Here is a 23,337-nt window from a genome sequence, read left to right on the forward strand (position 1 = left end):
TTAAGAGCAAAAAATAAAACTTAAGAGTTAATCTACCGAAGTTATGAGCAAAAAATAACATTTAAGAGCAAAACTCCAGTGTACTGAGTAAAAAAATTAAGCGCCAAACGATGTATATCATAAGTAAAACGATTTTACAGAAGAGAAAGTGAAGGCATGAAATTTTTCCCTATCATGAAAAAAACAAGTTGCGTGATACTACTAAATAAATACTCTATAGACGAAGGTGGGAACTAGTGGTGACATCCGTGGATTTACGACTTCGTCATAAAATTTTTGTGCCTCCTGATGCGAAAGTATACCTAAAAGATATCTCGTATATTGTGGCACCAAAAGAGATGATAAAGCCCCTTCAACACATGTGTGTATACGAAATTACAAAAAAAGATAAAAACTTTGTCATAATTGATGGCATTCAAGTCGTCCGCCAGATAAAGGAGTGGAATCCGAATTTAGAGGTTCAATTAATTGGGCCATCTCAAACAATCGTAGAAGTCAAGCAGCACCGTCGAAAAATGTCCATTCCTTTATTCGTTCTTGTCTGGTGTCTTTTGTTCATTGGTTCTAGTTTAGCGGTGATGAATTTTCATGAAGACGTCAGCATGAGGAACGTTCATATCCGCTTATATGAACTTATGACGGGAGAGAAAAACGAATATCCACTTATTTTGCAAATTCCGTATTCGTTCGGACTTGGGTTAGGGATGATATTATTTTTTAATCATATCTTTCGTAAACGTTTGAATGAAGAACCTAGTCCGTTGGAAGTAGAAATGTTTAATTATCAACAAGATTTAGATCAATATTTAATTATCCATGAAAACAAAGAAAGTGTGCGAACAAAAGATGACCATTAAGATTCTTATCATTGCCTTCATCGGTTTTGCAGGTGGTTTAGCCGTTGGTGCTGGATTTGTCGCATTTTTAACGGTTCTGAGTATCATCCCTCGGTTAACACAGCTGACGAAAACAAGCAAGTTTATCCACGTGTATGAAGGGGCCGTAATTTTAGGAGCGATTTCGGGAAGTATCTCTAGCTTGTGGATGTTCCATTTTCATCTTCCTTCCTGGACGTTAATTCCGCTTGGCTTAGGAAATGGTGTCTTTATTGGTATGTTAGCGGCGGGGTTAACAGAAGCGTTAAACGTGTTACCGATTTTGGCGAAGCGAATCGGTGTGGAGGAGCGATTGTTAATCTTATTAATGGCTATCGTGCTCGGTAAAATGTTCGGTTCCCTCTTTCAGTGGATGTTTTTTGTCAAAACTTTATGAGTAGAAAGGACATGCCCCAATGAAAAAAAAGCGCGTCATTATAGTAACTGATGGAGATGAGTACGCACACCGTGCCATCGAACAAGTGGCGCATCAAATTGGTGGTCGCTGTATCTCCCAATCGCAAGGGAATCCTACATTATTAACCGGTGAAGAAATCGTTCACCTAATCCTTCAGACCCCCTATGACCCTGTTTTTGTCATGTTTGACGATTGTGGTTATATAGGGGAAGGAAGAGGCGAACAAGCGCTAATTCACGTAGCGAAAGATCAACGGATTGACGTGTTAGGGGTGATTGCGGTGGCATCGAAATCTTCACAAATGGAGTGGACGAAAGTAGATGTGTGTGTTAACCGGGACGGAGACATTACACCATATGGGGTTGATAAAGATGGATTTGAAGAAGTGGAATTGGGGAGATTAAATGGGGATACTGTTTACTGTTTAGACCGCTTAAATATTCCCATTGTTGTTGGAATTGGAGATATTGGCAAAATGGGACATATAGATGATTATAAAAAAGGTGCTCCAATCACAAAAAAAGCCGTCAACCTCATTTTAGAAAGGAGTGGCAACCAATGGAGCAACAGCTAAAAAAATTACCAATACCAGAAAACGTTGAACTCGTGAAAAAATTTATGGAAGACCGCATCGGATTAGGAGTGAGTTTCGATTTAGGGGTTCGAAAAATTAAGGTACTCCGGAAAGATGTTCATTTTTATTATGTGAACGGATTATGTGACACCAAAATTATGACTGAGGTAATTCATGAACTAATTAAAGTAAACGATTCAGAAAAATTATCTTCCCAACTATATAAAATTATTGAAAACCGAATTGTTCATCAATCGATACAAACGGTGAAAACGTTAGACGAATTGGTCGATCAAGTTCTTTCCGGATTGTTGGGGATTGTCATCGAAGGGTCCGATGAAGCAATTATCGTTGATGTTCGTAGCTATCCTGGTCGCCAACCGGAAGAGCCAGATACTGAAAAAGTCGTTCGGGGTTCCCGTGATGGATACGTAGAAAGTATTATTGTGAATACTGCCTTAACTAGACGACGAATACGGGATGAACGCTTACGGTTTGAAATTTTTAAAATTGGGGAACGTTCGAAAACCGATGTCGCCATCGCCTATATAGAAGATGTGGCCAATCCTGACTTAATTCAAACGATTAAAAAGGAAATTCAATCGATTCAAATCGACGGAATTACGATGGCAGACAAGACGATTGAAGAGTTTTTAGTTAAACAAGGGTATAACCCTTATCCGCTTGTTCGCTATACCGAACGGGCAGACGTAGGTGCGACTCATTTACTTGAAGGGCATGTGCTCATCTTTGTTGATACATCTCCGAGTGTTATTATTACGCCCACGACATTTTTTCATCATGTCCAACATGTGGAAGAATATCGTCAATCACCAGCTGTAGGGACGTTTGTTCGATGGGCACGATTCATTGGCATATCGCTATCCATCCTCCTTCTCCCATTATGGTATTTGTTTGTGTTAGATCCTTCCCTGCTTCCGAAACAACTAGCGTTTATCGGTCCCAATGAAGAGTCTAACATTCCGGTGTTCGCTCAGTTATTAATCGCCGACTTAGGGGTTGATTTTTTACGAATTGCAGCGATTCATACGCCGACACCTTTATCCACTGCAATGGGCTTAATTGCCGCCGTTTTAATCGGTGAAATCGCAATTGATGTCGGATTATTTGTCCCAGAAGTCATTTTATACATTTCTATTGCGGCTATTGGAACATTTGCCACACCAAGCTATGAATTAAGTATCGCCAATAAATTAGTCCGATTAGGGCTATTATTTTCGGTTGCTTTTTTTAAAGTCCCAGGTTTTGTCATAGGAGTCACTTTAGCCATTATTTTACTTGCTTCCATACGATCACTAAATACCCCTTATTTGTGGCCGTTTATTCCTTTTCATCCTATGGCATTTTTTCAAATACTCGTTCGACAATCCGTTCCTGGCTCCAAAGTGCGCCCAAGCATTGTGCAGCCGAGAAATCGGTTTAAACAACCAAAACATTCATAATATTGCATGATGATACGGTTTGTGTTAAATTTGTTTCAATTATTAGTTTTTTAACAAAAAGAGATTGAACGGAAGAAGGGAAGAGGACATGCATTTGTATGGAACGGCAAAAGTAAACGAGAAAGGTCATCTAGAAATTGGAGGAGTTGACACCGTCGAATTAGCAAAAGCGTATGGGACACCTTTATATGTTTATGATGTTGCTTTGATTCGTGAACGGGCGAAAAGTTTTAAAGAAACATTTGAAAAGCTAGGTGTCAAAGCACAAGTGGCTTATGCGAGTAAGGCGTTTTCTTCTATTGCCATGTTACAGCTCGTTGAGGAAGAAGGATTGTCCTTAGATGTCGTATCTGGAGGAGAATTGTATACGGCCATTGCGGCCCAATTCCCGACAGAAAAAATACATTTTCATGGAAACAATAAAAGTGAAGCGGAATTACGAATGGCTCTATCTCACAAAATTGGTTGTATTGTCGTAGATAATTTTTATGAGCTACGTTTATTGAAATCTTTGTGTGATGAATTAAATGTTGAAACAAAAATTTTACTACGGGTAACCCCAGGCATTGAAGCGCATACCCATGATTACATTTTAACAGGTCAAGAGGATTCCAAATTTGGCTTCGACTTGCAAAACGGACAAGCCGAACAAGCATTACAAATTGCGCTTGAAGAGGAGAAGTTCCATCTTCTTGGAGTTCATTGTCATATTGGGTCACAAATTTTTGAAACGACAGGATTTATTTTAGCTGCTCGAAAAATCATTGATCAATTAGCCGAATGGAAAAATCAATTCGGGTTTGTACCGGAAGTGCTTAATTTAGGGGGAGGCTTTGGTATTCGGTATACAGCTGAAGACGACCCGATTCCAGCCCATCAATATGTCGAAGAAATTATCGAAGAAGTGAAACAACAAACGAAGAAGCACGGGCTTCCAATGCCAGAAATTTGGATTGAACCTGGACGTTCTCTCGTGGGAGACGCAGGGTCGACGTTATATACAATTGGAGCTTCAAAAGAAGTTCCCCAAATTCGGAAATACATTGCCGTTGACGGAGGAATGAGTGATAATATTCGTCCGGCGTTGTATGATGCAAAGTACGAAGCTGTACTCGCCAATCGAGTGCTCGACCCTATTGAAGAAACGGTATCTATTGCTGGGAAATGCTGTGAATCTGGTGACATGTTAATATGGGACCTCCCTTTACCAAAAGTAAACGAGCAAGATCTATTAGCTGTTTTTTGCACAGGGGCGTACGGGTATGCGATGGCGAATAATTACAACCGTATTCCTCGTCCAGCGGTCGTGTTTGTAGAAAATGGTGAACATATGCTCGTCGTCAAACGAGAATCATACGAAGATTTAATTCAATTAGATGTTCCCCTCCCTTCCAAATTAAAAACTCGGTAAAAAGGCTAGAGGTCATCTAGCCTTTTTTGATAACGATTGACTTGAAGGATGGAATAAATTTTTTCATAATACTGATTGAGAATGTTTTAAGAAGGTGAAAAAATGGAAAAAAGCAATCGTGTTCTCTTTTTCTTTCTTTTAGCGATGACGCTTGTTTGGGGTGGTATTTATTGGATATTTTTTGCCGGTAAATGAGGAAAGTTGATAAAGAGAAGCGAATTTAGTAATATATTTGGGGAAAGCATCAAAGTTTTTGGTTGAATCTGGGAAAAATAAAATGATGAGGGATACATGTATGTTAGTTCGTTACAAAAAAGCATTTGAAAAAATTGCTATGGGTCTACTTTCATTCATGCCGAATGAAAAAGACTTAAAGAGGCTTCAACAAACGATTAAACAATACGAAACAGACGATAAATGGCAATTATTTTTATGGAAAAACGATGATGATATTATTGGTCTTATTGGTGTTATCGTCCGTGATCAAGTAGTTGAAATTCAGCATATTTCTGTGAACCCTTCATATCGGGATGAAGGAATAGGAACTAGTATGGTAAAAGCCATCAAACAAATGTATCAAAATTATTCTGTACAACCGAATGCATATACGGCATCTTTTTTTGAGAAGTGTGACGGAGAAAACGAATAACGAATGGCTGTTTACATATGCAAACAATAAGCACATCCAGTACGTCTGGTTGTGCTTATTGTTTTTTTCGTCTTTTCTTTTGTAAAGATTCTAGACGAGCTTCAACGACATCTTGACGATCGCGCAAGGAATGCCGATGGATAAGGTACGTATTTGATAAATCGCTAGGCGTTTGCCATATAAGTTTTCGTTTTTTACATTCTTCGATACATACCCCTTCTATGCTTGGTTCTACAATCGGTAGGTTAATGCTTTCATAAGGAAGCCCTTTTTGTAACCGTAATAACAATTTATTGACAAGTTGCTCGAGTTGATCAGGGGAGATTCCAAGTGACCTAATGATGGCGCGGTGTTGACGAAAAATGTGTAAGGAGTTTAGAAACATTCGTTTAGCCCCTTTAACATTGTTACGTCGATAGTGATATTGGCCAACCGCTAGTTGAATAAAACCAACCCAGATAGAAGTTTTTGACCCTTTTTGTTCTTTCCAATATTCTTCTAGCACTTCGTGGCATTCAAAATAATCACGGTCGCCATGAAAATGTATTAGATATTCAATAAACGGCTCAGGAACCATAAAATATTCTCCTTTTTTACATTTCTTACTGGTTGAGTGTATTATATCGAAAAGTTTTATTACCATGATGAAAAAACTTTCGTTAGTTTTGAAAATTAGTTGTTGGACATCTTATATCAATCCTCTATACTTATAATGAGTTTTAGTATTATAGGGACAATAGATTGGTGATGAACATGGAGTATAACGTGAAACTGGATGCCTTTGAAGGGCCGTTAGATTTATTATTACATTTAATTAATCGCTTTGAAATAGATATATATGATATCCCGATGGCAGAGATTACTGAACAATACTTGCTGTACATTCGAACCATGCAAGAATTAGAGTTGGATGTTGCCAGTGAATATTTAGTGATGGCAGCGACTTTATTGGCCATTAAAAGTAAAATGCTGTTACCCCAGCATGAAGAGATGAATGAAGAACTGGAAGACGTAGTCGAAGAAGACCCACGTGAAGAGCTCGTAGAACGGCTCATCGAATATAAAAAGTATAAAGAAGCTGCGAAAGAATTAAAGGAGCGGGAACGTGAACGGGGACAAATCTTTACGAAACCGCCATCCGATTTATCGGATTATAGTCAAGAGATTGAAGCTTGCGGGGCGGACTTGCAGGTGACCGTGTATGATATGTTAGGAGCTTTTCATAAATTGTTACGTCGTAAAAAATTGCAAAAACCACTCTCAACAAAAATTGCCCGCGAAGAAATTTCGATTGAACAGCGCATGGACGAAATTCGTGAAAAAATTATTTCGTCTAATCGAGCGTTTTATTTTGAAGAACTGTTCCCGTCTCATGAACGAGAACATATCGTAGTGACGTTTTTAGCAATCCTCGAATTAATGAAACGGAACGAAATTTTGGTCGAGCAACAAACGAATTTTGCAGAAATAGTAATTATGGCAAAAGGAGGAGCGACAACCGTTGGACATCATTAATTGGAAAGGCATCTTAGAAAGTTTATTATTTGCTGCAGGTGATGAAGGACTAACATTAAAACAAGTATGTGATGTACTGGAAATTGAATCATACCAAGCGCTTGATATTATTCAACAACTACAAATGGATTATGAAAACGACCGTAACCGAGGAATTCAACTCGTTGAAATGGCCGGGGTTTATCAGCTCGTAACAAAAAAAGAAAACGCGGTATATTTAAAAAAATTAGTGGCAGAAGCGAGCCATTCGTCTTTATCTCAGGCAGCTTTAGAAACATTGGCGATTATTGCATATAAGCAACCGATCACCCGTATGGAGATTGAAGACATACGCGGAGTGCGCACAGAACGCCCGATACAAACTCTGTTGTCAAAAGGGCTTATAAAAGAAGTTGGACGGTCGGAAGGAACCGGTCGTGCTATTCTTTATGGTACTACAAAGGAATTTCTAGATTGTTTTGGTTTAAAAGACTTAGATGAACTTCCGCCATTACCGGAAGAATTGGAAGAAGAATTTGTTCAAGAGGAAGCCGACTTGTTTTTTGAAAAGTTTCAAGAAACGCTTCAAGACGAATAACGCTTTTTGCAATGAACCTCATCGAAACGAATTTTCCGCTCTTCAATAGGTCGTCTTAACGAATATTTCCTTCCCCCTGACCATAAGATAAAGGGAATAAAAAGGGGGGAGGAAAATGAGGGAAGCATCTGAGTATGTAGAAAAACTTAAACAGTGGGTGCAAGAAATAAAACAATGGACTCACGACGAAAACATTAACCATGGATGGTTGCAAACGAACATAAAAGAGTTAGAACATTTGTTGGTACAGGTACGTTCACCAGAAACACTACCAAAAAATCAGCTATTTCAACTTCAACAAAAAGCCGGGCAGATCGACGAATGGATTCGTCAACAATCAAATGGGGCCGTTTGGGTAACCACCTACGTCGTTCCACCGGGCCAACACCAATTGCCCCAATTACCATATCCTTATAACAGTTTAGAACCTTATATTTCAGAAGAAATTATGCGCTTGCATCATGATAAGCATCATCAATCCTACGTTGATGGATTGAATAAAGCGGAACAGAAATTACAAGAAGCTCGAAAAACAGGAGATTTTTCACTCGTTAAGCATTGGGAACGTGAATTAGCGTTCCACGGTTCGGGGCACTATTTACACACGATCTTTTGGGAAAATATGTCCCCAGAAGGTGGAGGCAAGCCTAAGGGGGATCTTGCAAGGACGATAGAGTCCTATTTTGGAAGTTTCGCATCTTTTAAGAAGCAATTTACCGAAGCGGCCAATCAAGTGGAAGGAGTCGGTTGGGCACTTCTTGTATGGTCCCCAAGATCAAGGCATTTAGAAATATTACAGTCAGAAAGACATATGAACCTTACGCAGTGGGATACCATTCCACTACTAGTGTTAGATGTGTGGGAGCATGCGTATTACTTACAATATAAGAATGACCGACAAACATACGTTAATAATTGGTGGAACGTCGTCAATTGGAACGATGTTGAACAACGATTTCAAAAAGCCAAGACTTTAAAATGGAAACCGTATTAACAGCCTCCTTGATCTTAAAGGAGGCTGTTTTGTGTCAACGACGGGTAAATAAATTCATTCATAACGAAACGGTACAAGCATACAATTGTACAAAGACGGACGAAGAAGAGGAGAGGAATCATGAGGAAAACAATGCGTATGCTTGTATATATGATTGGAAGTTTCGTTTTCCTTTTTTGTTCCAGCGTCTACGCCGACGATAATCTTTCATTAAGTGCAGATAGTGCGATTTTAATGGAACAAGATAGCGGGAGAATTTTATTCGAAAAAGAGGCTCATGAGCGGAAACGAATTGCGAGTATCACGAAAATTATGACGGCCATTTTAGCAATTGAATCGAATAAACTCGATGAGATGGTCACGGTCAGTGAACGCGCCGAACATACGGAAGGATCCTCAATTTATTTAAAAAAAGGTGAAAAAATCAAACTGCTCGATTTAGTATATGGATTAATGTTACGTTCTGGAAACGATGCTGCCGTGGCGATAGCGGAACACGTCGGCGGGAGTGTCGAAGGGTTTGTCTTTTTAATGAACGAAAAAGCTGCCAGAATCGGGATGACTAATACCCATTTTGCGAATCCCCATGGGCTGGATGACCATGAAGACCATTATTCAACCGCTTATGATATGGCCTTACTGATGCGATATGCCATGCATAACGAAACGTTCCGGGAAATTTCTGGGACGAAAGTGTATTACGCACCGGACCCTGAACATGATTGGGAGAGAAAATGGAGGAACAAAAACCGTTTGTTAACGGAGCTGTATGAATACTGTACGGGCGGAAAAACTGGTTATACGAAACGGGCTCACCGAACGCTCGTTACAACAGCATCAAAAGATGGGGAGAATTTAATTGCGGTGACGTTAAATGCTTCAGACGACTGGAACGACCATATTACCATGTTTGAATATGGATTTAAACAATATAACATGGTGGGAATTTTGGAAGAAGGCACTATTAAAGCGATTGATCAAAAATTTTACAAAAATAAAGTGTATCTCGACCATCGAATCGAATACCCGCTAACGGAAGAGGAAAAAGAAGCTGTTCGTGTAGAATACAAAGTCTTAAAACCTAAGGAGAATTGGGGAAATCATCCACCGGACATTGTGGGAAAAGCGATTGTTTACTTAGGAGAGGAAATGATTTATAAAACCCCTATTTATTTTGACGATTCTTTAATATATGATTCGTCGTCTTGGATTTCCTTATTTAAGCGGTTATTTACTGCCTATTTAGGTGTGAACAACGATGATTAATATCATCTGGGTCGCCATGTTTTTTATTGGCATGGTCTTTGCGGTGATCAACGAAAAATTAGAGGAAGTCAATCAAGCGATTTTTCAATCAGCAAATGAAGCGGTCACTTTGTGTATCGGCTTGTTAAGCATCCTTGTATTTTGGCTTGGGGTAATGAAGATCGCTCAAGAGGCAGGCTTATTAGAACGGCTTACGCGTTTGTTTTTTCCCATCGTCAAACGACTTTTTCCAGATGTACCAGAAAATCATCCGGCCATGGGGTATATTTTGTCCAATATGGTAGCGAATATGTTTGGATTAGGTAACGCGGCGACACCGTTTGGAATTAAAGCAATGGAACAACTAAAACGATTAAATGGAAATCGCGATTCAGCCAGTCGATCCATGATTACGTTTTTAGCCATTAACACATCTAGTTTGACGCTCATACCAACAACCGTTATTGCGATTCGATTAAATTATCATTCAGCATCCCCTACGGAAATTGTTGGTACAACAATTGTGGCCACCTTATGTTCGACGATCGCAGCTATTTTGATTGACCGATATTTTTACTATCGCAGAAAACAAAAAGGGGGAGAATAAGATGGTGTTGTTTTCAACCTTTTCCCTCATGCTTATCCCTTTTCTAGTCGGCTTTATTTTGTTATACGGGACTTTCAAAAAAGTACCGACGTATGAAGCGTTCGTCGAAGGTGGAAAAGAGGGAATTAAAATTGCTGTTTCCATCATTCCTTATTTAGTAGGCATGTTAGTAGCGATTTCTGTTTTTCGGGTTTCGGGAGCCCTCGATTTTTTTGTTCAACTCCTCCAACCGGTTTTATCGGCTATTGGTGTTCCTGCGGAAATAGTTCCGTTAGCTATTATCCGACCAATTTCTGGAACAGCCGCTTTAGGAATGATGAGTGACCTTATTGCTACGTATGGACCTGATTCGTTCATCGGTCGAATTGCTTCGACACTACAAGGGAGTACGGATACGACCCTCTACGTATTAACGGTTTATTTCGGAGCAGTCGGAATTAAAAAAATGGGCGATGCGTTAAAAGTTGGGTTGCTGGCTGATTTGGTTGGAATTATTGCCGCGATTGTCGTCGTAACACTTGTTTTTGGATAAATAGAGCTGACACTTGTTCAGCTCTATTTTTATGGGCAAAATAAAGAAGGGCATCATTGTATGTGGATAAATGATTGCAATTCCAATTTTGTAGTGTTACAATCACTTTCGTTTTATTCGAACTTGTGTAATAATGCATTAAGGTAGAGAGTGGTTCGGGTACATAAACAACAACGAGAAAAAGGAGTGGTATGATGGAACGTTTACAAAAAGTTATTGCCCATGCCGGGATTGCGTCACGTCGAAAAGCGGAACAACTCATAAAAGAGGGGAAAGTAAAAGTTAACGGAGAAGTAGTTCGGGAGCTCGGTACGAAGGTAAGTTCCGACGACAAAATCGAAGTTAATGGAATTCCAGTAGAGCGTGAAGAAAAAGTGTATTATCTTTTATACAAGCCGCGAGGAGTCATTTCTGCTGTGAAAGATGAAAAAGGACGAAAGGTCGTTACGGATTTCTTTACTGAAGTTCCACAGCGCATTTATCCAGTCGGTCGACTAGATTATGATACATCTGGTCTCATTTTATTGACGAACGATGGCGAATTTGCGAATTTAATGATGCATCCGCGCTATGAAATTGAAAAAACATACATTGCCAGGGTCAAAGGAATTCCACCAAAACATGTGTTAAAACAATTGGAGAAGGGAATTCGTTTAGAAGACGGGATGACTGCTCCGGCAAAAGTAAAAATGAAATCTTTTGATAAACGGAAACAAAAAGCAATCATTGAAATTACGGTTCATGAAGGTCGTAACCGACTCGTTCGTCGGATGTTTGACGCCATCGGGTATCCAGTGCAAAAGTTAAAACGTGAACGATTTGCATTTCTAACGTTAAAAGGGTTAAACGCTGGGGAGTTTCGTGAACTTACCCCACATGAAGTCAAACAATTACGAACGCTTGCAGAAACAGGTTCCATCTTATGAGGAACCTGTTTGAATTGTCACATAACATTCAAAAGTGTGGAGCCAGTCTCATTTTGATACAATGATATAATAGAGTGGGGAAAAAGTACGATTGGCTTTGAAGAGTAGGAGGATTTTTTTATGAAAAAACAGCGCCTGATGATTCGGACCATCATACTAGCTCTTCTTGCAGCAGTTGTGATATACACGTTATATGCGAACATGTCTAAAGAAGATCAAGCGATTGTTGAAAAAGGTGATCAAGCCCCTGACTTTGTTTTACAAGACTTAGAAGGTAATAGCTATCAACTATCAGATTTTAAAGGACAAGGGGTCTTTTTAAACTTTTGGGGGACTTGGTGTAAACCGTGTGAAAAAGAAATGCCTTATATGAACAATCAATACAAAAAGTATAAAGATTTAGGTGTAGAAATTTTAGCTATCAATGTCGGTGAATCGGCTTTTACAATTAATAAATTTGTAGAAAAACATCAACTGGAATTTCCAATTCTTGTTGATAAAGATAAAAAAGTATTGGACCGATACGGTGTCATCCCTTTACCGACAACGTTTTTGATCGATAAAAACGGTAAAGTCGTCGAAGTAATTACAGGTACAATGTCAGAACAAGATGTTATACGATACATGGAAACGATTAAACCATAAGAAGGTGTACAACCATGAATGAAATCAAATGTGAATGCGGTCATGTCAATCCAATTGGTACGGTATTATGTGAAGCGTGCGGGAAAGCATTGGCCGAAGAAGCGGAAAAAAATGAGCTTCATGATATGCGATATGAAGGAAGTGCCCGCCGTTCACAAACTTACAATAAAACAATTATTGATAAAATATGGAATTTTTTCTCCTCTGTTAAAGTAGGGGTTTGGCTTATTGTCATTACCTTATTGGCCTCCATTATTGGAACGATTTTACCACAGGAGATGTACATTCCAAAAACGATGACGCCAGCCCAATTTTATGCTCAAGAATACGGTTGGTTTGGAACCCTGTATTACAAACTAGGGTTTCACAACTTGTACGGTTCTTGGTGGTATTTACTTTTAATTGCATTAATTGGGGTTTCGCTCGTTATTTGTAGTTTGGACCGTGTGATTCCACTACATCGAGCGCTCAAAAATCAGCGAGTGACTCGACATGAAAGTTTTATGCGACGTCAACGATTATTTAGTCAAGGGAAAGTCGAAAATGTAGATGTAGCAATGGAACAATTAGAAAAGCTCCTAAAAGAAAAACGGTATCACGTAAGAAAAGAAAACGGCAATATATTTGCCGAAAAAGGTCGCTTTTCTCGTTGGGGTCCTTATGTGAACCATATCGGATTGATTGTCTTTTTAATCGGGGCGATGTTGCGTTTCGTTCCAGGTATGTATGTAGACGAGGTACTGTGGATTAAAGAGGGCGAAACGAAACAAATTCCTGGAACCCAAGGAGAATACTATTTAAAAAACAATCAGTTTATTTTAGAAGTGTATGATAAAGAAAAAGATCCGGATGTGTTTCAACAAGCGATTGATCGGGTCGGAGTTATTGCGAAAACATATCAAACGAATGTCGAGCTTTACAAAGTCAAGGATTCTTCCAACCCAGATCAACCTTCATTAGAGAAAGTAAAGGAACAAGCGATTCGCGTGAACGAACCGTTAAAGTTTAACGGATATGCTCTTTACCAAGTGGACTATCGTTTGAACGAATTACAAAGCATGACGTTTAATTTAACGAACAAACAAACGGGAGAATCGTTCGGAACGATTACGATTGATTTATTTAACCCACAAGAAGTATACGATTTAGGAAATGGTTACGAAGTGGAATTAATCGGTTATTACCCTGACTTTTCCGGTTTTGCAGAAAATGGTGAACCGCAAACGAAATCACCAAATCCAAATAACCCAGCCTTTTTGTTTAAAATGCACTCACCGGAAAAACCAGACGGTGAAATTAGTTTTGTAGCTATTCAAGAAACGTTAGAGCCACTTGGAGAAAATTTGTATAAAATGAGTTTTGCAGGGATTGAAATGAAGAACTTATCGGCACTTATCGTCCGTAAAGACTTAACTTTATGGATATTAGGACTTGGTGGGACGATATTTATGATTGGACTCATTCAAGGGTCCTACTGGAATCATCGCCGCTTATGGGTTCAACGGAAAAACGGGGAAATTTTACTTGCCGCTCATACGAATAAAAACTGGCATGGCTTAAAAAGAGAGATGGAAAGTATGTTTAAACAAGTATCTTTCCCTCCATTGATCGATCAAAAAATACAAAACAACTCGTAAGGAGGCATTGAAGTGGCTGATCTTGTAACTTTAAGTTCCAACTTGTTATATACGGCCTTTATTATTTATTTAGTGGCCACGTTATTTTTTGGTGGCTCTATTCGTTCCAAAAGCCGAATGGAAGAGAAACCAGCCAAAAATCGCTGGGCAACAATAGGTATTACGTTAACGATCATTGGTTTTATTGCACAAACTGGCTATTTTATTACTCGCTGGATAGCATCAGGTCATGCGCCAGTCAGTAATTTATTCGAATTCACGACATTTTTCGGAATGATGTTAGTATTAGCGTTCATTGTCATTTACTTTATATATCGGACGACGGTTCTCGGACTATTCGCCTTACCGATTGCTATTTTAGTAATTGCCTATGCCAGCATGTTTCCGCGCGAAATTAGTCCATTAATTCCAGCGCTTCAAAGTGATTGGTTACATATTCACGTAACCACAGCTGCATTAGGGGAAGCGATTTTAGCGATTAGTTTTGCGGCAGGTCTAATTTATTTAATTAAAGCAGTGGACCAATCGAAGAGTAGTAAACAAACAACATGGCTCGAAGTCGTACTTTTTAGTTTAATCGCAGTGTTAGGATTCGTCCTTGTTTCTACGTATTTCTCCGCCACTAAATATGAAGCGACGTTTAATTGGATCGATAAAAACGGCGAAGCAAAGGTATTTGAATATCATTTACCAGCGCTTGTTGGTCCGAATGAATGGGAATTAACAATCCCTGATCGAATGGAGCCATTAGTCGAAGTTCCAGCTATCATTAATGCGAAAAAGCTAAATACCGTTATTTGGTCCCTGTTAGGTGGAGCAATCATTTATCTACTTATTCGACTGCTTTCTCGGAAGCGAGTCGCCCATTTATTGCAGCCGTTAACAAAAAATGTTAACTTAGATTTAGTAGATGAAATAAGCTATCGTTCCGTTTTAATCGGATTTCCTGTGTTTACACTAGGGGCCCTCATTTTCGCAATGATTTGGGCTCAAATTGCATGGACACGCTTTTGGGGGTGGGACCCGAAAGAAGTTTGGGCGCTTATTACATGGTTATTTTATGCAGCATTTTTACACTTACGCTTATCAAAAGGATGGCATGGGGAAAAATCGGCTTGGCTTGCAGTGATTGGGTTTGCAATCATTATGTTTAACCTTGTAGCCGTAAACTTAGTAATAGCTGGTCTTCACTCGTATGCTGGTGCATAAACCTTCACGTATTTTGTGAAGGTTTTTTTCAAATCATATTTAGATACAAAAGAGTAGGGGGATGTTCTATGGAAAAACAAACAAAAATTTTAGTGGTAGATGATGAGGAAAGAATTCGTCGTTTGTTGAAAATGTATTTAGAACGAGAAAACTATGTGATCGAAGAGGCAGAAGATGGCGATATAGCGCTCGAATTAGCGTTAAATAATGACTATGATTGTATTTTACTTGACTTAATGATGCCTGGGAAGGACGGGATTGAAGTTTGTAAACTCCTACGTGAGAAAAAAGCGACACCTGTTATCATGTTAACGGCGAAAGGGGAAGAAGCGAACCGTGTGCAAGGGTTTGAAGTCGGAACTGATGATTATATTGTCAAACCGTTCAGTCCGCGGGAGGTTGTGTTACGCGTAAAGGCGTTGTTAAGACGTTCTTCTACTACTCAATATTTAAAAACAGATACGAAAACAAAAGACATCATCGTTTATCCACATTTAACGATTGATAACGATGCCCATCGGGTAACAGCGGATGGAAATGAAGTGAATTTAACACCGAAAGAATACGAATTACTTTATTTCTTAGCCAAATCTCCAGATAAAGTATTTGATCGTGAACAATTGCTGAAAGAAGTGTGGCACTATGAATTTTTCGGTGACTTACGGACCGTAGATACGCATGTAAAACGTCTTCGCGAAAAACTGAATCGCGTGTCGGAACATGCTGCGAAAATGATCGTGACCGTTTGGGGCGTCGGTTATAAATTCGAGGTTGTGAATGAATGAGACTATGGCGTAGTGTCGTCGGCAAGCTGTGGGGGACGATTTTATTGCTCGTCTCTTTCGTTTTATTCATTTTAACGATTTTACTACTAGAGTTTTTTGAAAATTATCATGTTACTGTCATTGAAAAGAATTTAACCGGCACAGCAAAAAAAATAGCGAAAATATTAGAAGAGCATGACGAATTAGAGACAGGATTGAATATTTCGTGGGAACTCATAGACGAAAATACGAAAGTTATCGTTTTGTATGACGATGAAACAATTTATTCTCCGAACATGTCGCTAGAAGAAAAAAGGGCTGTCACTGAATTTATTCGGTCGTCGTGGAACGATGGCGCTGAAGCTTCCAAACAAGAACTTTCTTTATCTAGTTCGCAAAATCGCTATGAAAATCTTTTAGTGATTTCTGTGCCGTTTCAGTTGCCAACAAATCGTGGGATGATTTATGTCTTTCAATCGCTGCAAGTGTTGAAAGAGACGTCCAAACAAACAACCAATTTAATTTTGCTTGCCGCTGGTATCGCAATTTTTTTAACAACGATTTTTGCCTTTTTCTTATCGACACGAATTACCGCCCCTTTACGAAAAATGAAAGAGGCAGCGTTTGCTGTCTCTAGAGGGAAATTCGATACGAAAGTTCCGATTTTAACCCATGATGAAATTGGGGAGCTAGCTACGGCCTTTAATCAAATGGGCCGACAATTGAAGTTTCATATTAATGCCTTAAATCAAGAAAAAGAACAACTAGCTAGTATTTTAAGCAGCATGGCTGATGGAGTTATTACGTTAAATCGGGATGGGGATATTCAAGTTTCCAATCCACCAGCAGAACGGTTTTTACAAAATTGGTATTTTGAAAAAGGAGACGAGAATCAAAAAGAAATTCCTTCAAAATTGAAAGAACTATTTAAAAAAATGGTCAAAACCGAACAAGAGCAAACTGGAGAAATTACTGTTCAAGGGCGTTCGTATGTGATTATAGTGAGTCCATTGTATAATAAAGACTCAATTCGGGGGGCCGTGACCGTCGTACGAGATATGACGGAAGAACGTCGTCTCGATAAATTGAGAAAAGACTTTATCGCTAACGTCTCCCATGAGCTTCGTACGCCGATTTCGATGCTGCAAGGGTATAGTGAAGCTATCGTTGACGATATCGCAGAAACAGAAGAAGAGAAAAAAGAAATTGCTAAAATTATTTATGATGAATCATTACGGATGGGACGATTAGTCAATGATTTACTGGACCTTGCCCGTATGGAGGCCGGTCACCAGTCACTAAACATCGAACAAGTAGAGGTCACTTCTTTTATCGAGAGAGTAACGAATAAGTTTCAAGGGATTGCAAAGGAGAAAGAGGTTGAACTATCGTTTCAATCAAATAGTGACACTCATCCATTTTTTATGGATCCTGATCGCATTGAACAAGTATTAACAAATTTAATTGATAACGCCCTGCGCCATACTCCGAATGGTGGCTTTGTCAAAGTGATTCAAAATTTGGATGAAAAAGGATTAACCGTTCATATTCAAGACTCAGGTTCTGGGATTCCAGAAGAAGACTTACCGTTTGTTTTTGAGCGTTTTTATAAAGCAGATAAAGCGCGTACTAGAGGCCGTTCTGGAACGGGATTAGGGTTAGCAATTGCCAAAAATATTGTCGAATCGCATAAAGGATATATTTCGGTTCAAAGTAAAGTTGGCCATGGTACAACCTTTACCTTTTTCTTACCATGGATTAATCCATCAGACACGTAAATTTGGGCGTCTTGTGTACAACCCTACGGTGTCATTGATTGTCAAACAGAGGTACATTTTGATGAATAATTTTGTTTCATGAGAAACCAAGATAGATAACTTGATTGAAAAAAACTTCTTGTCTAAATATTAATATTTTTGTAACATATTAAGAGGATTGTATTAAAAATACGACCTAATATGAACTGAAAGAACAGATGGTGTCCCATTTGGACTTAATAGGGAATTCGGTGAAAATCCGAAACTGTCCCCGCAACTGTAAAGGTGGACGAAGCGAGCATACCACTGTGCTAGATTTATAGCATGGGAAGGGCTTGCTTAGGAAGAAACCTAAGTCAGTAGACCTGCCATCTCGTTCTAAGTTTCAAAGCTTCGGGGGTTGAGCTTTTGAAACGGACCGTGAAGTGATTTTTTTCATGATGTCCGTTTTAGCTCATCCGATTTTGGATGGGCTTTTTTCAACCCTACAAAAATGAGGAAGGGGTAAGGACTATGAAATGGTGGAAACAGTTAGCAGCTCTCATGCTCATGCTGTTGTTGGTGTTGTCTGGTTGTAATCAAGAAGGATCAACACCAACAAATGAAGTAACATCAGAGGAGACACAATCATTACCTGTAGTGACGGATGCGTTAGGGAATGAAGTGCAATTAGATAAACAACCGGAACGAATCGTATCGCTTATTCCGAGCAATACAGAAATTTTATATGCCATTGGTTTAGGGGATGCAGTTGTTGGTGTATCTGATTGGGATAATTATCCAGAAGATGTGTTGAATAAAGAAAAAGTTGGTGGAATGGAATTTGATGTTGAAAAAATCTTGTCTCTTGAACCGGATTTAGTGTTAGACCATGGTTCACGCAATCACCAAGAAGATACACTTGTAAAACAATTACAAGATGCAGGTGTTCCGGTATTTGTTGTTCCTGAAGCAAAAAGTATTCAAGGTATTTTTGATACAATCGTTCAAGTCGGAAATTTAACGGGACAACAGGAACAAGCAGAGACAGTTGTTAGTGACCTCACAAATCGCTTAAACGAACTAAAAGATCAAGTGGCTCAAATGGATAACGGAGAACCGAAAGTGGTTTGGATAGAAATTTCGCCACAGCCGGAGCTTTATTCAGCCGGAAAAGGTACATACATTGATGAAGCGATTGAAATGTTAGGGGCGAAAAACGCCGTTGAACAAGAAGGCTGGCCACTCATTACTGAAGAAGCAGCCATTTCGTATAATCCGGATGTAATTATTACGACATATGGTTATTATGTGGACAATGCGATTGAACAAGTGCTATCCCGCGAAGGTTGGCAAGACGTAAAAGCGGTTAAAAATAAAGCCGTCTATGATGTACAGGCTGATTTATTATCCCGTCCGGGGCCACGAATTATTGAAGGGGTCGAGGAGCTTGCAAAAGCCATTTATCCAGATCAATTTAAATAAAAAAATACAAACTGTCTTAGCTATTGTTATTGCGATTGGATGTATAGCATTGGGGGTATCGGCAGGGGCGCTGTCGATTCCCTTTTCTATTATTGGTCAAATCTTCTTACATAAATGGTTGGCTGTCCCTTTACCAGATGGCGTAACCGATGTGATGAAAAATGTTATTTGGAACGTACGTTTGCCACGAGTGGTATTAGCCTTTTTAGTGGGTGCATCACTATCATTAGCTGGGGCAGCCTTTCAAGGACTGTTAAAAAACCCACTGGCAGATCCTTATACGTTAGGTGTCTCTTCTGGTGCGTCCGTCGGTGCCGTCTTAGTGATTTTTTTTCAATGGCAATTTCCAATCATTAATGGGTTAACCTTACCGTTTGTTAGTATTGCGTTTGCTTTACTTACATTATGGCTCGTATTACGGTTTGCAAAAGCGATCGATCACCATTTACGAGTAGAAACACTCATTTTAACAGGTATTATTTTTTCATCCTTTTTAGGGGCTGTGATTACCCTCTTCGTTGCCCTATCTGGGGAAGAGCTTCGCCAAATAATTACATGGTTGATGGGGAGTGTGGCGATGAGAGGGTGGGAATTTGTCTATCTTCTCCTACCGTTTTTTTTAATCGGAGCACTTCTAATTTTTTTCAACATTCGCGAGTTGAATGCGTTTACATTCGGTGAAGAAGTAGCAAAGCATCTTGGGGTGGATACGGAGCAAAGGAAGAAAATGCTCCTATTAGGGGCGTCAATTTTAACTGGAGCAAGTGTAGCGGTTAGTGGGACAATCGGTTTTGTCGGACTCGTCATTCCGCATATGGTTCGTCTATTCATTGGAAGTAATCACCGCTGGTTGCTACCGCATTCTCTTTTTTATGGCGGTGCTTTTCTGGTGATCGCTGATTTGTTTTCGCGTACGATAATCGAACCACGTGAATTACCAATCGGAGTCGTAACGTCCTTTATCGGAGCCCCTATATTTACATTTATTTTTTTCCGACGTAGAAGAAAAGGGATGTGAGACAGATGGCCAAACAACCTTTTATTTCCCTAGAAAATGTTTCTTTTCGGTATGACGAAAACACGCCGTTAATAAACGCCATTAATTTATCGATAGAACGATTCGAAATGGTCGGTATTATTGGGCCGAACGGTAGTGGAAAATCGACGTTGTTAAAATTGATGAATCGATCTTTGTCGTTACAACAAGGGGATATTTGGATTAACGGAAAACATATTCATGATTTTTCACCAAAGGAATTTGCAAGAAAAGTAGCCGTTTTACCTCAACATATGGAATTATCGTTTTCCTATACCGTTAAGGAGACTGTTTCCTTTGGAAGGTATGCTCATCAAAAAGGAATGTTTCCGAAATGGACGTCAAAGGATGAACAAGTAGTCCAACAGGCGATGCAACAAACGCAAGTGGATCACTTCGCGCAAGTTCCTGTCGTGCAATTAAGTGGCGGCGAAAGACAACGGGTGTTTCTTGCTCGGGCTCTTGCTCAAGAAGCGGAACTTCTACTGTTAGATGAGCCGACGAATCATTTAGATATTTCGCATCAAATTCAACTGTTAGCCTACTTACGCTCGCTTGTTGATCAACAAAAACTCACAGTCGTTTCTGTGTTCCATGATGTAAACTTAGCACTTATGTTTTGCGATCAGCTCATTATGATGAAAGAAGGAACGTGTGAACGACAGATCGTTCGGATGGATCGAATACATGAACAGCAATTGTCGTCCCTTTATGGTCTTACGTTTCATCTCCTTCCACATGAATCGAAAAGTACCATGCAGCTACAGCCTTTCGTTCCGAGTAGCTCGTTTTTTGGCAAAATAAAAGTTCATTTCAATGAAAAAGGAATTGATTTTTCCCGCCCAGTACGGTTATTTGGTAAATGCAATCAGGTTACGTTTGATGGTTGGTATGATGGGGTAACTAAAGAAGAGGTGGAAGAAAAGAATTACGCGGTTGCCCCTTCTCTTACACGAATTGAAGAGGTATATACTTCACAAGATGTAAACGTATATGGGTTATTCCATCAAAAATATGAGAGCCATGTCACTTTATATTTCCATATTAACCAAAGATTTTCATCTCTCCAACTTATTGATGTTTATACTCGTTGTTATGAAGAACTTGCACCAATTTTCCCTAAATTAAATAGTAAAATAACGATATTAATAGGTACTTGTGAATCTTCTTCGCAAATGAATGAAATACAATTTGACCGTATTCGACAATCGATATTTACGTTTTTAAATAAAGGAAAGAGATAAAAAAATCTCCTTCCTTTTTTCTTTAAAACGGGATATAGTGAGTTTGTAACTTTTTTTATTGAAGGTACGACTAATTTATTGACAGGAGGATATTTTATATGGACTCCTTTTTTGAAAAATTGTATGACAAGTACCACCAAGATGTATTTCAATTTTTATTTTATATGGTTAAAAATAGAGAACTTGCCGAAGACTTAGTTCAAGAGGTTTATATACGAGTATTAAAAGCCCAATATCATTTCCAAGGGAGGAGTTCTGAGAAAACTTGGTTATATTCGATTGCGAAAAATGTGGCGATTGATTACTTTCGAAAACAAAAAGGATGGAAAGAACGTATTGTTGATTTTTTTGATTGGAAGAAACAGTTAGTGATAAGCGACGCACCCATGCCTGAAGAAATTGCTATACAAAAAGAAGAAATTCAACTGATGTTTGAATGTTTACAAAGGTGTACGACAGACCAACAAATGGTGATTATTATGCGTTTCATTCAAGAATTATCGATTCAAGAAACCGCTGAAGCACTTGGCTGGACGGAAAGTAAAGTAAAAACGACGCAACACCGTGCATTAAAAGCATTAAAAAAACACATAATGGCTATGAAGGGAGGGTCGGAAACAAATGAAACGACATGAAGAGTACGAACAACAAATGAAAGAAATACTCCAATCGTTCCCTTCTATTTCCGACCATCGAACAAAAGAAGAGGTATATGACGAAATTCAAAAAAGAAGGCAGGAACCTCAAATAAGTCCAACGAAACGTTTTTATCTCATTCCTTCCTTTGCGGTTGTTGCTGTACTTGTTCTTTGTTTTGTGACGTGGAATATCCTAGTACAAAATGACCCTCACTATAATATTAGTGAAGACGGTGCTGAGAGTATATCTTTTGAACAAACTGTTTCTGAAGAGATGGAAGGCAAAAAATTTTCGATTATGGCGATGGAAGAGCCAGTCAAGTCCATTTATGATGATAGCCAAACCATTTTCACCTTTGGTCTACTTACTCCGGACCAACTCGTCGTTCCAATCAGTATCATTGGATCGAACGAGAGCTCTTGGTTTCAACAATTTCAAATATTAGCAAAGAAAATTCCTGAAGAGGAACTAGGATTTCAACCGTTGTATTCAAGTGAATTGATATCTTTTAAGCAACCAGAAAGTGAAAAGGTCCAATTACACATGAAAGTAGGTTCATTAACGGATCGACAAGTAATCGATGTTCAACCAATATATGAATCATTGAACTATACTTTTGCTGATTCGAACATTCGTTACGCAGAGGTCGTTACCGACGAGGCACAAGGGGAGTCGATTGAACAGCAATTTTCTATTAATAATAACCAAAAAAGTTCTTACTATATTTATCAATTAGGTCGAAAAAGTTATCTGGTCCCAATGAAAGGGGATTATTCTTCCTTGCAATCGGTCATTCAAGCAATGAAGCATGCCCCACGCGCCAATTTACAGCCGACGTTACCAGAACATGTTCAAATAAAGATTCAACCAATCGACAAAAATACAATATCATTGATTTTTCAACCGAAAGTTGATTTAGCGATTCTACCTTACGCCAACGCCATTCATATGATTGAATCCCTTTTACTCGCAGCGAAACAATTTGGCTATCAATTTGTTTCATTCGAAAATATTACTCCAAAGAGTTGGGATAAATTTCAATTTCGAGAGCCAGTAGCCGTTCCTAAGGCACCGAATGGGATTGCTTTACATCTGGAAGCCTCACAAAATAATAACGGTAATCGTTAAAAAAGTGTTTAATCATTCTTGGTTAAGC

The 23,337-nt window shown here is 39.0% G+C and carries 24 protein-coding genes and 1 riboswitch; of the genes, 23 read left to right on the forward strand and 1 reads right to left on the reverse strand.

What is annotated here, in order from left to right; all coding sequences use genetic code 11:
- The first annotated feature begins 236 nt into the window (after positions 1-236).
- From ABES52_RS08355 to ABES52_RS08380, 6 genes are all read left to right on the forward strand, one after another.
- The gene (locus ABES52_RS08355) at positions 237-857 is read left to right on the forward strand and encodes a stage V sporulation protein AA (protein ID WP_429650686.1); all 621 of its coding nucleotides are present in this window, start codon (positions 237-239) and stop codon (positions 855-857) included.
- Positions 847-1,272: a stage V sporulation protein AB gene (locus ABES52_RS08360; protein ID WP_429650687.1), complete on the forward strand. Its 426-nt coding sequence runs from the start codon at positions 847-849 to the stop codon at positions 1,270-1,272. The genes ABES52_RS08355 and ABES52_RS08360 overlap by 11 nt, the downstream gene beginning before the upstream one ends.
- A 19-nt stretch (positions 1,273-1,291) precedes the next feature.
- Positions 1,292-1,867 (forward strand): stage V sporulation protein SpoVABEA, encoded by a 576-nt coding sequence (spoVAEA, locus tag ABES52_RS08365; RefSeq protein WP_429650688.1) that lies wholly within the window; start codon positions 1,292-1,294, stop codon positions 1,865-1,867.
- Positions 1,852-3,330, forward strand: coding sequence for a spore germination protein (locus ABES52_RS08370; protein WP_429650689.1), 1,479 nt, complete (start codon positions 1,852-1,854; stop codon positions 3,328-3,330). The genes spoVAEA and ABES52_RS08370 overlap by 16 nt, the downstream gene beginning before the upstream one ends.
- 88 nt (positions 3,331-3,418) lie before the next feature.
- On the forward strand, positions 3,419-4,741 hold the full coding sequence (gene lysA / locus ABES52_RS08375; protein ID WP_429650690.1) for a diaminopimelate decarboxylase: 1,323 nt from the start codon (positions 3,419-3,421) through the stop codon (positions 4,739-4,741).
- Positions 4,742-5,036: 295 nt separating this feature from the next.
- The gene (locus ABES52_RS08380) at positions 5,037-5,390 is read left to right on the forward strand and encodes a GNAT family N-acetyltransferase (protein ID WP_429650691.1); all 354 of its coding nucleotides are present in this window, start codon (positions 5,037-5,039) and stop codon (positions 5,388-5,390) included.
- A gap of 55 nt (positions 5,391-5,445) precedes the next feature.
- On the opposite strand, the gene ABES52_RS08385 is transcribed toward ABES52_RS08380, so the two are convergent.
- Positions 5,446-5,967, reverse strand: coding sequence for a DUF309 domain-containing protein (locus ABES52_RS08385; protein ID WP_429650692.1), 522 nt, complete (start codon positions 5,965-5,967; stop codon positions 5,446-5,448).
- A gap of 176 nt (positions 5,968-6,143) precedes the next feature.
- On the opposite strand from ABES52_RS08385, the gene ABES52_RS08390 reads away from it, so the two are divergent.
- The 17 genes from ABES52_RS08390 (at position 6,144) to ABES52_RS08470 (ending at position 23,309) form a co-directional block, all read left to right on the forward strand.
- Entirely contained in the window at positions 6,144-6,905 is a 762-nt protein-coding gene (locus ABES52_RS08390) for a segregation/condensation protein A (protein WP_429650693.1), read from the forward strand.
- Complete coding sequence (gene scpB, locus ABES52_RS08395) at positions 6,892-7,482, forward strand: SMC-Scp complex subunit ScpB (protein ID WP_429650694.1); 591 nt, start codon at positions 6,892-6,894, stop codon at positions 7,480-7,482. Before ABES52_RS08390 ends, scpB begins: the two co-directional genes overlap by 14 nt.
- Before the next feature lie 115 nt (positions 7,483-7,597).
- Positions 7,598-8,476: a superoxide dismutase gene (locus ABES52_RS08400; RefSeq protein WP_429650695.1), complete on the forward strand. Its 879-nt coding sequence runs from the start codon at positions 7,598-7,600 to the stop codon at positions 8,474-8,476.
- A gap of 120 nt (positions 8,477-8,596) precedes the next feature.
- Positions 8,597-9,742, forward strand: coding sequence for a D-alanyl-D-alanine carboxypeptidase family protein (locus ABES52_RS08405; protein ID WP_488168057.1), 1,146 nt, complete (start codon positions 8,597-8,599; stop codon positions 9,740-9,742).
- Positions 9,735-10,328 (forward strand): nucleoside recognition domain-containing protein, encoded by a 594-nt coding sequence (locus ABES52_RS08410; protein WP_429650696.1) that lies wholly within the window; start codon positions 9,735-9,737, stop codon positions 10,326-10,328. Before ABES52_RS08405 ends, ABES52_RS08410 begins: the two co-directional genes overlap by 8 nt.
- A gap of 1 nt (position 10,329) precedes the next feature.
- Positions 10,330-10,860 (forward strand): spore maturation protein, encoded by a 531-nt coding sequence (locus tag ABES52_RS08415; protein ID WP_429650697.1) that lies wholly within the window; start codon positions 10,330-10,332, stop codon positions 10,858-10,860.
- Positions 10,861-11,054: 194 nt separating this feature from the next.
- Positions 11,055-11,786, forward strand: coding sequence for a pseudouridine synthase (locus ABES52_RS08420; protein ID WP_429650698.1), 732 nt, complete (start codon positions 11,055-11,057; stop codon positions 11,784-11,786).
- 120 nt (positions 11,787-11,906) lie between these two features.
- A complete protein-coding gene (gene resA / locus ABES52_RS08425; RefSeq protein ID WP_429650699.1) occupies positions 11,907-12,431 on the forward strand; it encodes a thiol-disulfide oxidoreductase ResA in 525 nt (174 codons plus the stop codon).
- Positions 12,432-12,445: 14 nt separating this feature from the next.
- Positions 12,446-14,068, forward strand: a complete 1,623-nt coding sequence (gene resB / locus ABES52_RS08430; protein WP_429650700.1) for a cytochrome c biogenesis protein ResB — start codon at positions 12,446-12,448, stop codon at positions 14,066-14,068.
- A 12-nt stretch (positions 14,069-14,080) separates the two neighbouring features.
- Positions 14,081-15,277 (forward strand): c-type cytochrome biogenesis protein CcsB, encoded by a 1,197-nt coding sequence (ccsB, locus tag ABES52_RS08435; RefSeq protein WP_429650701.1) that lies wholly within the window; start codon positions 14,081-14,083, stop codon positions 15,275-15,277.
- 68 nt (positions 15,278-15,345) lie between these two features.
- The gene (locus ABES52_RS08440) at positions 15,346-16,062 is read left to right on the forward strand and encodes a response regulator transcription factor (RefSeq protein ID WP_429650702.1); all 717 of its coding nucleotides are present in this window, start codon (positions 15,346-15,348) and stop codon (positions 16,060-16,062) included.
- A complete protein-coding gene (locus ABES52_RS08445) occupies positions 16,059-17,819 on the forward strand; it encodes an ATP-binding protein (RefSeq protein ID WP_429650703.1) in 1,761 nt (586 codons plus the stop codon). The genes ABES52_RS08440 and ABES52_RS08445 overlap by 4 nt, the downstream gene beginning before the upstream one ends.
- 181 nt (positions 17,820-18,000) lie before the next feature.
- A riboswitch (cobalamin riboswitch) is annotated at positions 18,001-18,185 on the forward strand.
- A 126-nt stretch (positions 18,186-18,311) separates the two neighbouring features.
- A complete protein-coding gene (locus ABES52_RS08450) occupies positions 18,312-19,262 on the forward strand; it encodes an ABC transporter substrate-binding protein (RefSeq protein WP_429650704.1) in 951 nt (316 codons plus the stop codon).
- Positions 19,228-20,280, forward strand: a complete 1,053-nt coding sequence (locus tag ABES52_RS08455; RefSeq protein ID WP_429650705.1) for a FecCD family ABC transporter permease — start codon at positions 19,228-19,230, stop codon at positions 20,278-20,280. The genes ABES52_RS08450 and ABES52_RS08455 overlap by 35 nt, the downstream gene beginning before the upstream one ends.
- 5 nt (positions 20,281-20,285) lie before the next feature.
- Positions 20,286-21,542: an ABC transporter ATP-binding protein gene (locus tag ABES52_RS08460; RefSeq protein ID WP_429650706.1), complete on the forward strand. Its 1,257-nt coding sequence runs from the start codon at positions 20,286-20,288 to the stop codon at positions 21,540-21,542.
- Positions 21,543-21,640: 98 nt separating this feature from the next.
- Complete coding sequence (sigX, locus tag ABES52_RS08465; RefSeq protein ID WP_429650707.1) at positions 21,641-22,177, forward strand: RNA polymerase sigma factor SigX; 537 nt, start codon at positions 21,641-21,643, stop codon at positions 22,175-22,177.
- Complete coding sequence (locus ABES52_RS08470; RefSeq protein WP_429650708.1) at positions 22,164-23,309, forward strand: RsiX family anti-sigma factor; 1,146 nt, start codon at positions 22,164-22,166, stop codon at positions 23,307-23,309. The genes sigX and ABES52_RS08470 overlap by 14 nt, the downstream gene beginning before the upstream one ends.
- Positions 23,310-23,337 lie beyond the last annotated feature (28 nt).

Source organism: Aeribacillus pallidus (assembly GCF_050478865.1).
GTDB lineage: Bacteria > Bacillota > Bacilli > Bacillales > JACDOC01 > JACDOC01.

Bases quoted from the DNA above. Each gene is read 5' to 3' on its own strand.
- ABES52_RS08420 (WP_429650698.1), top strand. From the start codon at position 11,055: ATGGAACGTTTACAAAAAGTTATTGCCCATGCCGGGATTGCGTCACGT.
- resA (WP_429650699.1), top strand. From the start codon at position 11,907: ATGAAAAAACAGCGCCTGATGATTCGGACCATCATACTAGCTCTTCTT.
- ABES52_RS08380 (WP_429650691.1), top strand. From the start codon at position 5,037: ATGTTAGTTCGTTACAAAAAAGCATTTGAAAAAATTGCTATGGGTCTA.
- ABES52_RS08415 (WP_429650697.1), top strand. From the start codon at position 10,330: ATGGTGTTGTTTTCAACCTTTTCCCTCATGCTTATCCCTTTTCTAGTC.
- ABES52_RS08385 (WP_429650692.1), bottom strand. From the start codon at position 5,967: ATGGTTCCTGAGCCGTTTATTGAATATCTAATACATTTTCATGGCGAC.
- ABES52_RS08460 (WP_429650706.1), top strand. From the start codon at position 20,286: ATGGCCAAACAACCTTTTATTTCCCTAGAAAATGTTTCTTTTCGGTAT.
- ABES52_RS08370 (WP_429650689.1), top strand. From the start codon at position 1,852: ATGGAGCAACAGCTAAAAAAATTACCAATACCAGAAAACGTTGAACTC.
- ABES52_RS08360 (WP_429650687.1), top strand. From the start codon at position 847: ATGACCATTAAGATTCTTATCATTGCCTTCATCGGTTTTGCAGGTGGT.
- sigX (WP_429650707.1), top strand. From the start codon at position 21,641: ATGGACTCCTTTTTTGAAAAATTGTATGACAAGTACCACCAAGATGTA.
- spoVAEA (WP_429650688.1), top strand. From the start codon at position 1,292: ATGAAAAAAAAGCGCGTCATTATAGTAACTGATGGAGATGAGTACGCA.
- ABES52_RS08470 (WP_429650708.1), top strand. From the start codon at position 22,164: ATGAAACGACATGAAGAGTACGAACAACAAATGAAAGAAATACTCCAA.
- ABES52_RS08450 (WP_429650704.1), top strand. From the start codon at position 18,312: ATGAAATGGTGGAAACAGTTAGCAGCTCTCATGCTCATGCTGTTGTTG.
- ABES52_RS08440 (WP_429650702.1), top strand. From the start codon at position 15,346: ATGGAAAAACAAACAAAAATTTTAGTGGTAGATGATGAGGAAAGAATT.
- lysA (WP_429650690.1), top strand. From the start codon at position 3,419: ATGCATTTGTATGGAACGGCAAAAGTAAACGAGAAAGGTCATCTAGAA.
- ABES52_RS08390 (WP_429650693.1), top strand. From the start codon at position 6,144: ATGGAGTATAACGTGAAACTGGATGCCTTTGAAGGGCCGTTAGATTTA.
- ABES52_RS08410 (WP_429650696.1), top strand. From the start codon at position 9,735: ATGATTAATATCATCTGGGTCGCCATGTTTTTTATTGGCATGGTCTTT.
- resB (WP_429650700.1), top strand. From the start codon at position 12,446: ATGAATGAAATCAAATGTGAATGCGGTCATGTCAATCCAATTGGTACG.
- ABES52_RS08405 (WP_488168057.1), top strand. From the start codon at position 8,597: ATGAGGAAAACAATGCGTATGCTTGTATATATGATTGGAAGTTTCGTT.
- ABES52_RS08400 (WP_429650695.1), top strand. From the start codon at position 7,598: ATGAGGGAAGCATCTGAGTATGTAGAAAAACTTAAACAGTGGGTGCAA.
- ABES52_RS08445 (WP_429650703.1), top strand. From the start codon at position 16,059: ATGAGACTATGGCGTAGTGTCGTCGGCAAGCTGTGGGGGACGATTTTA.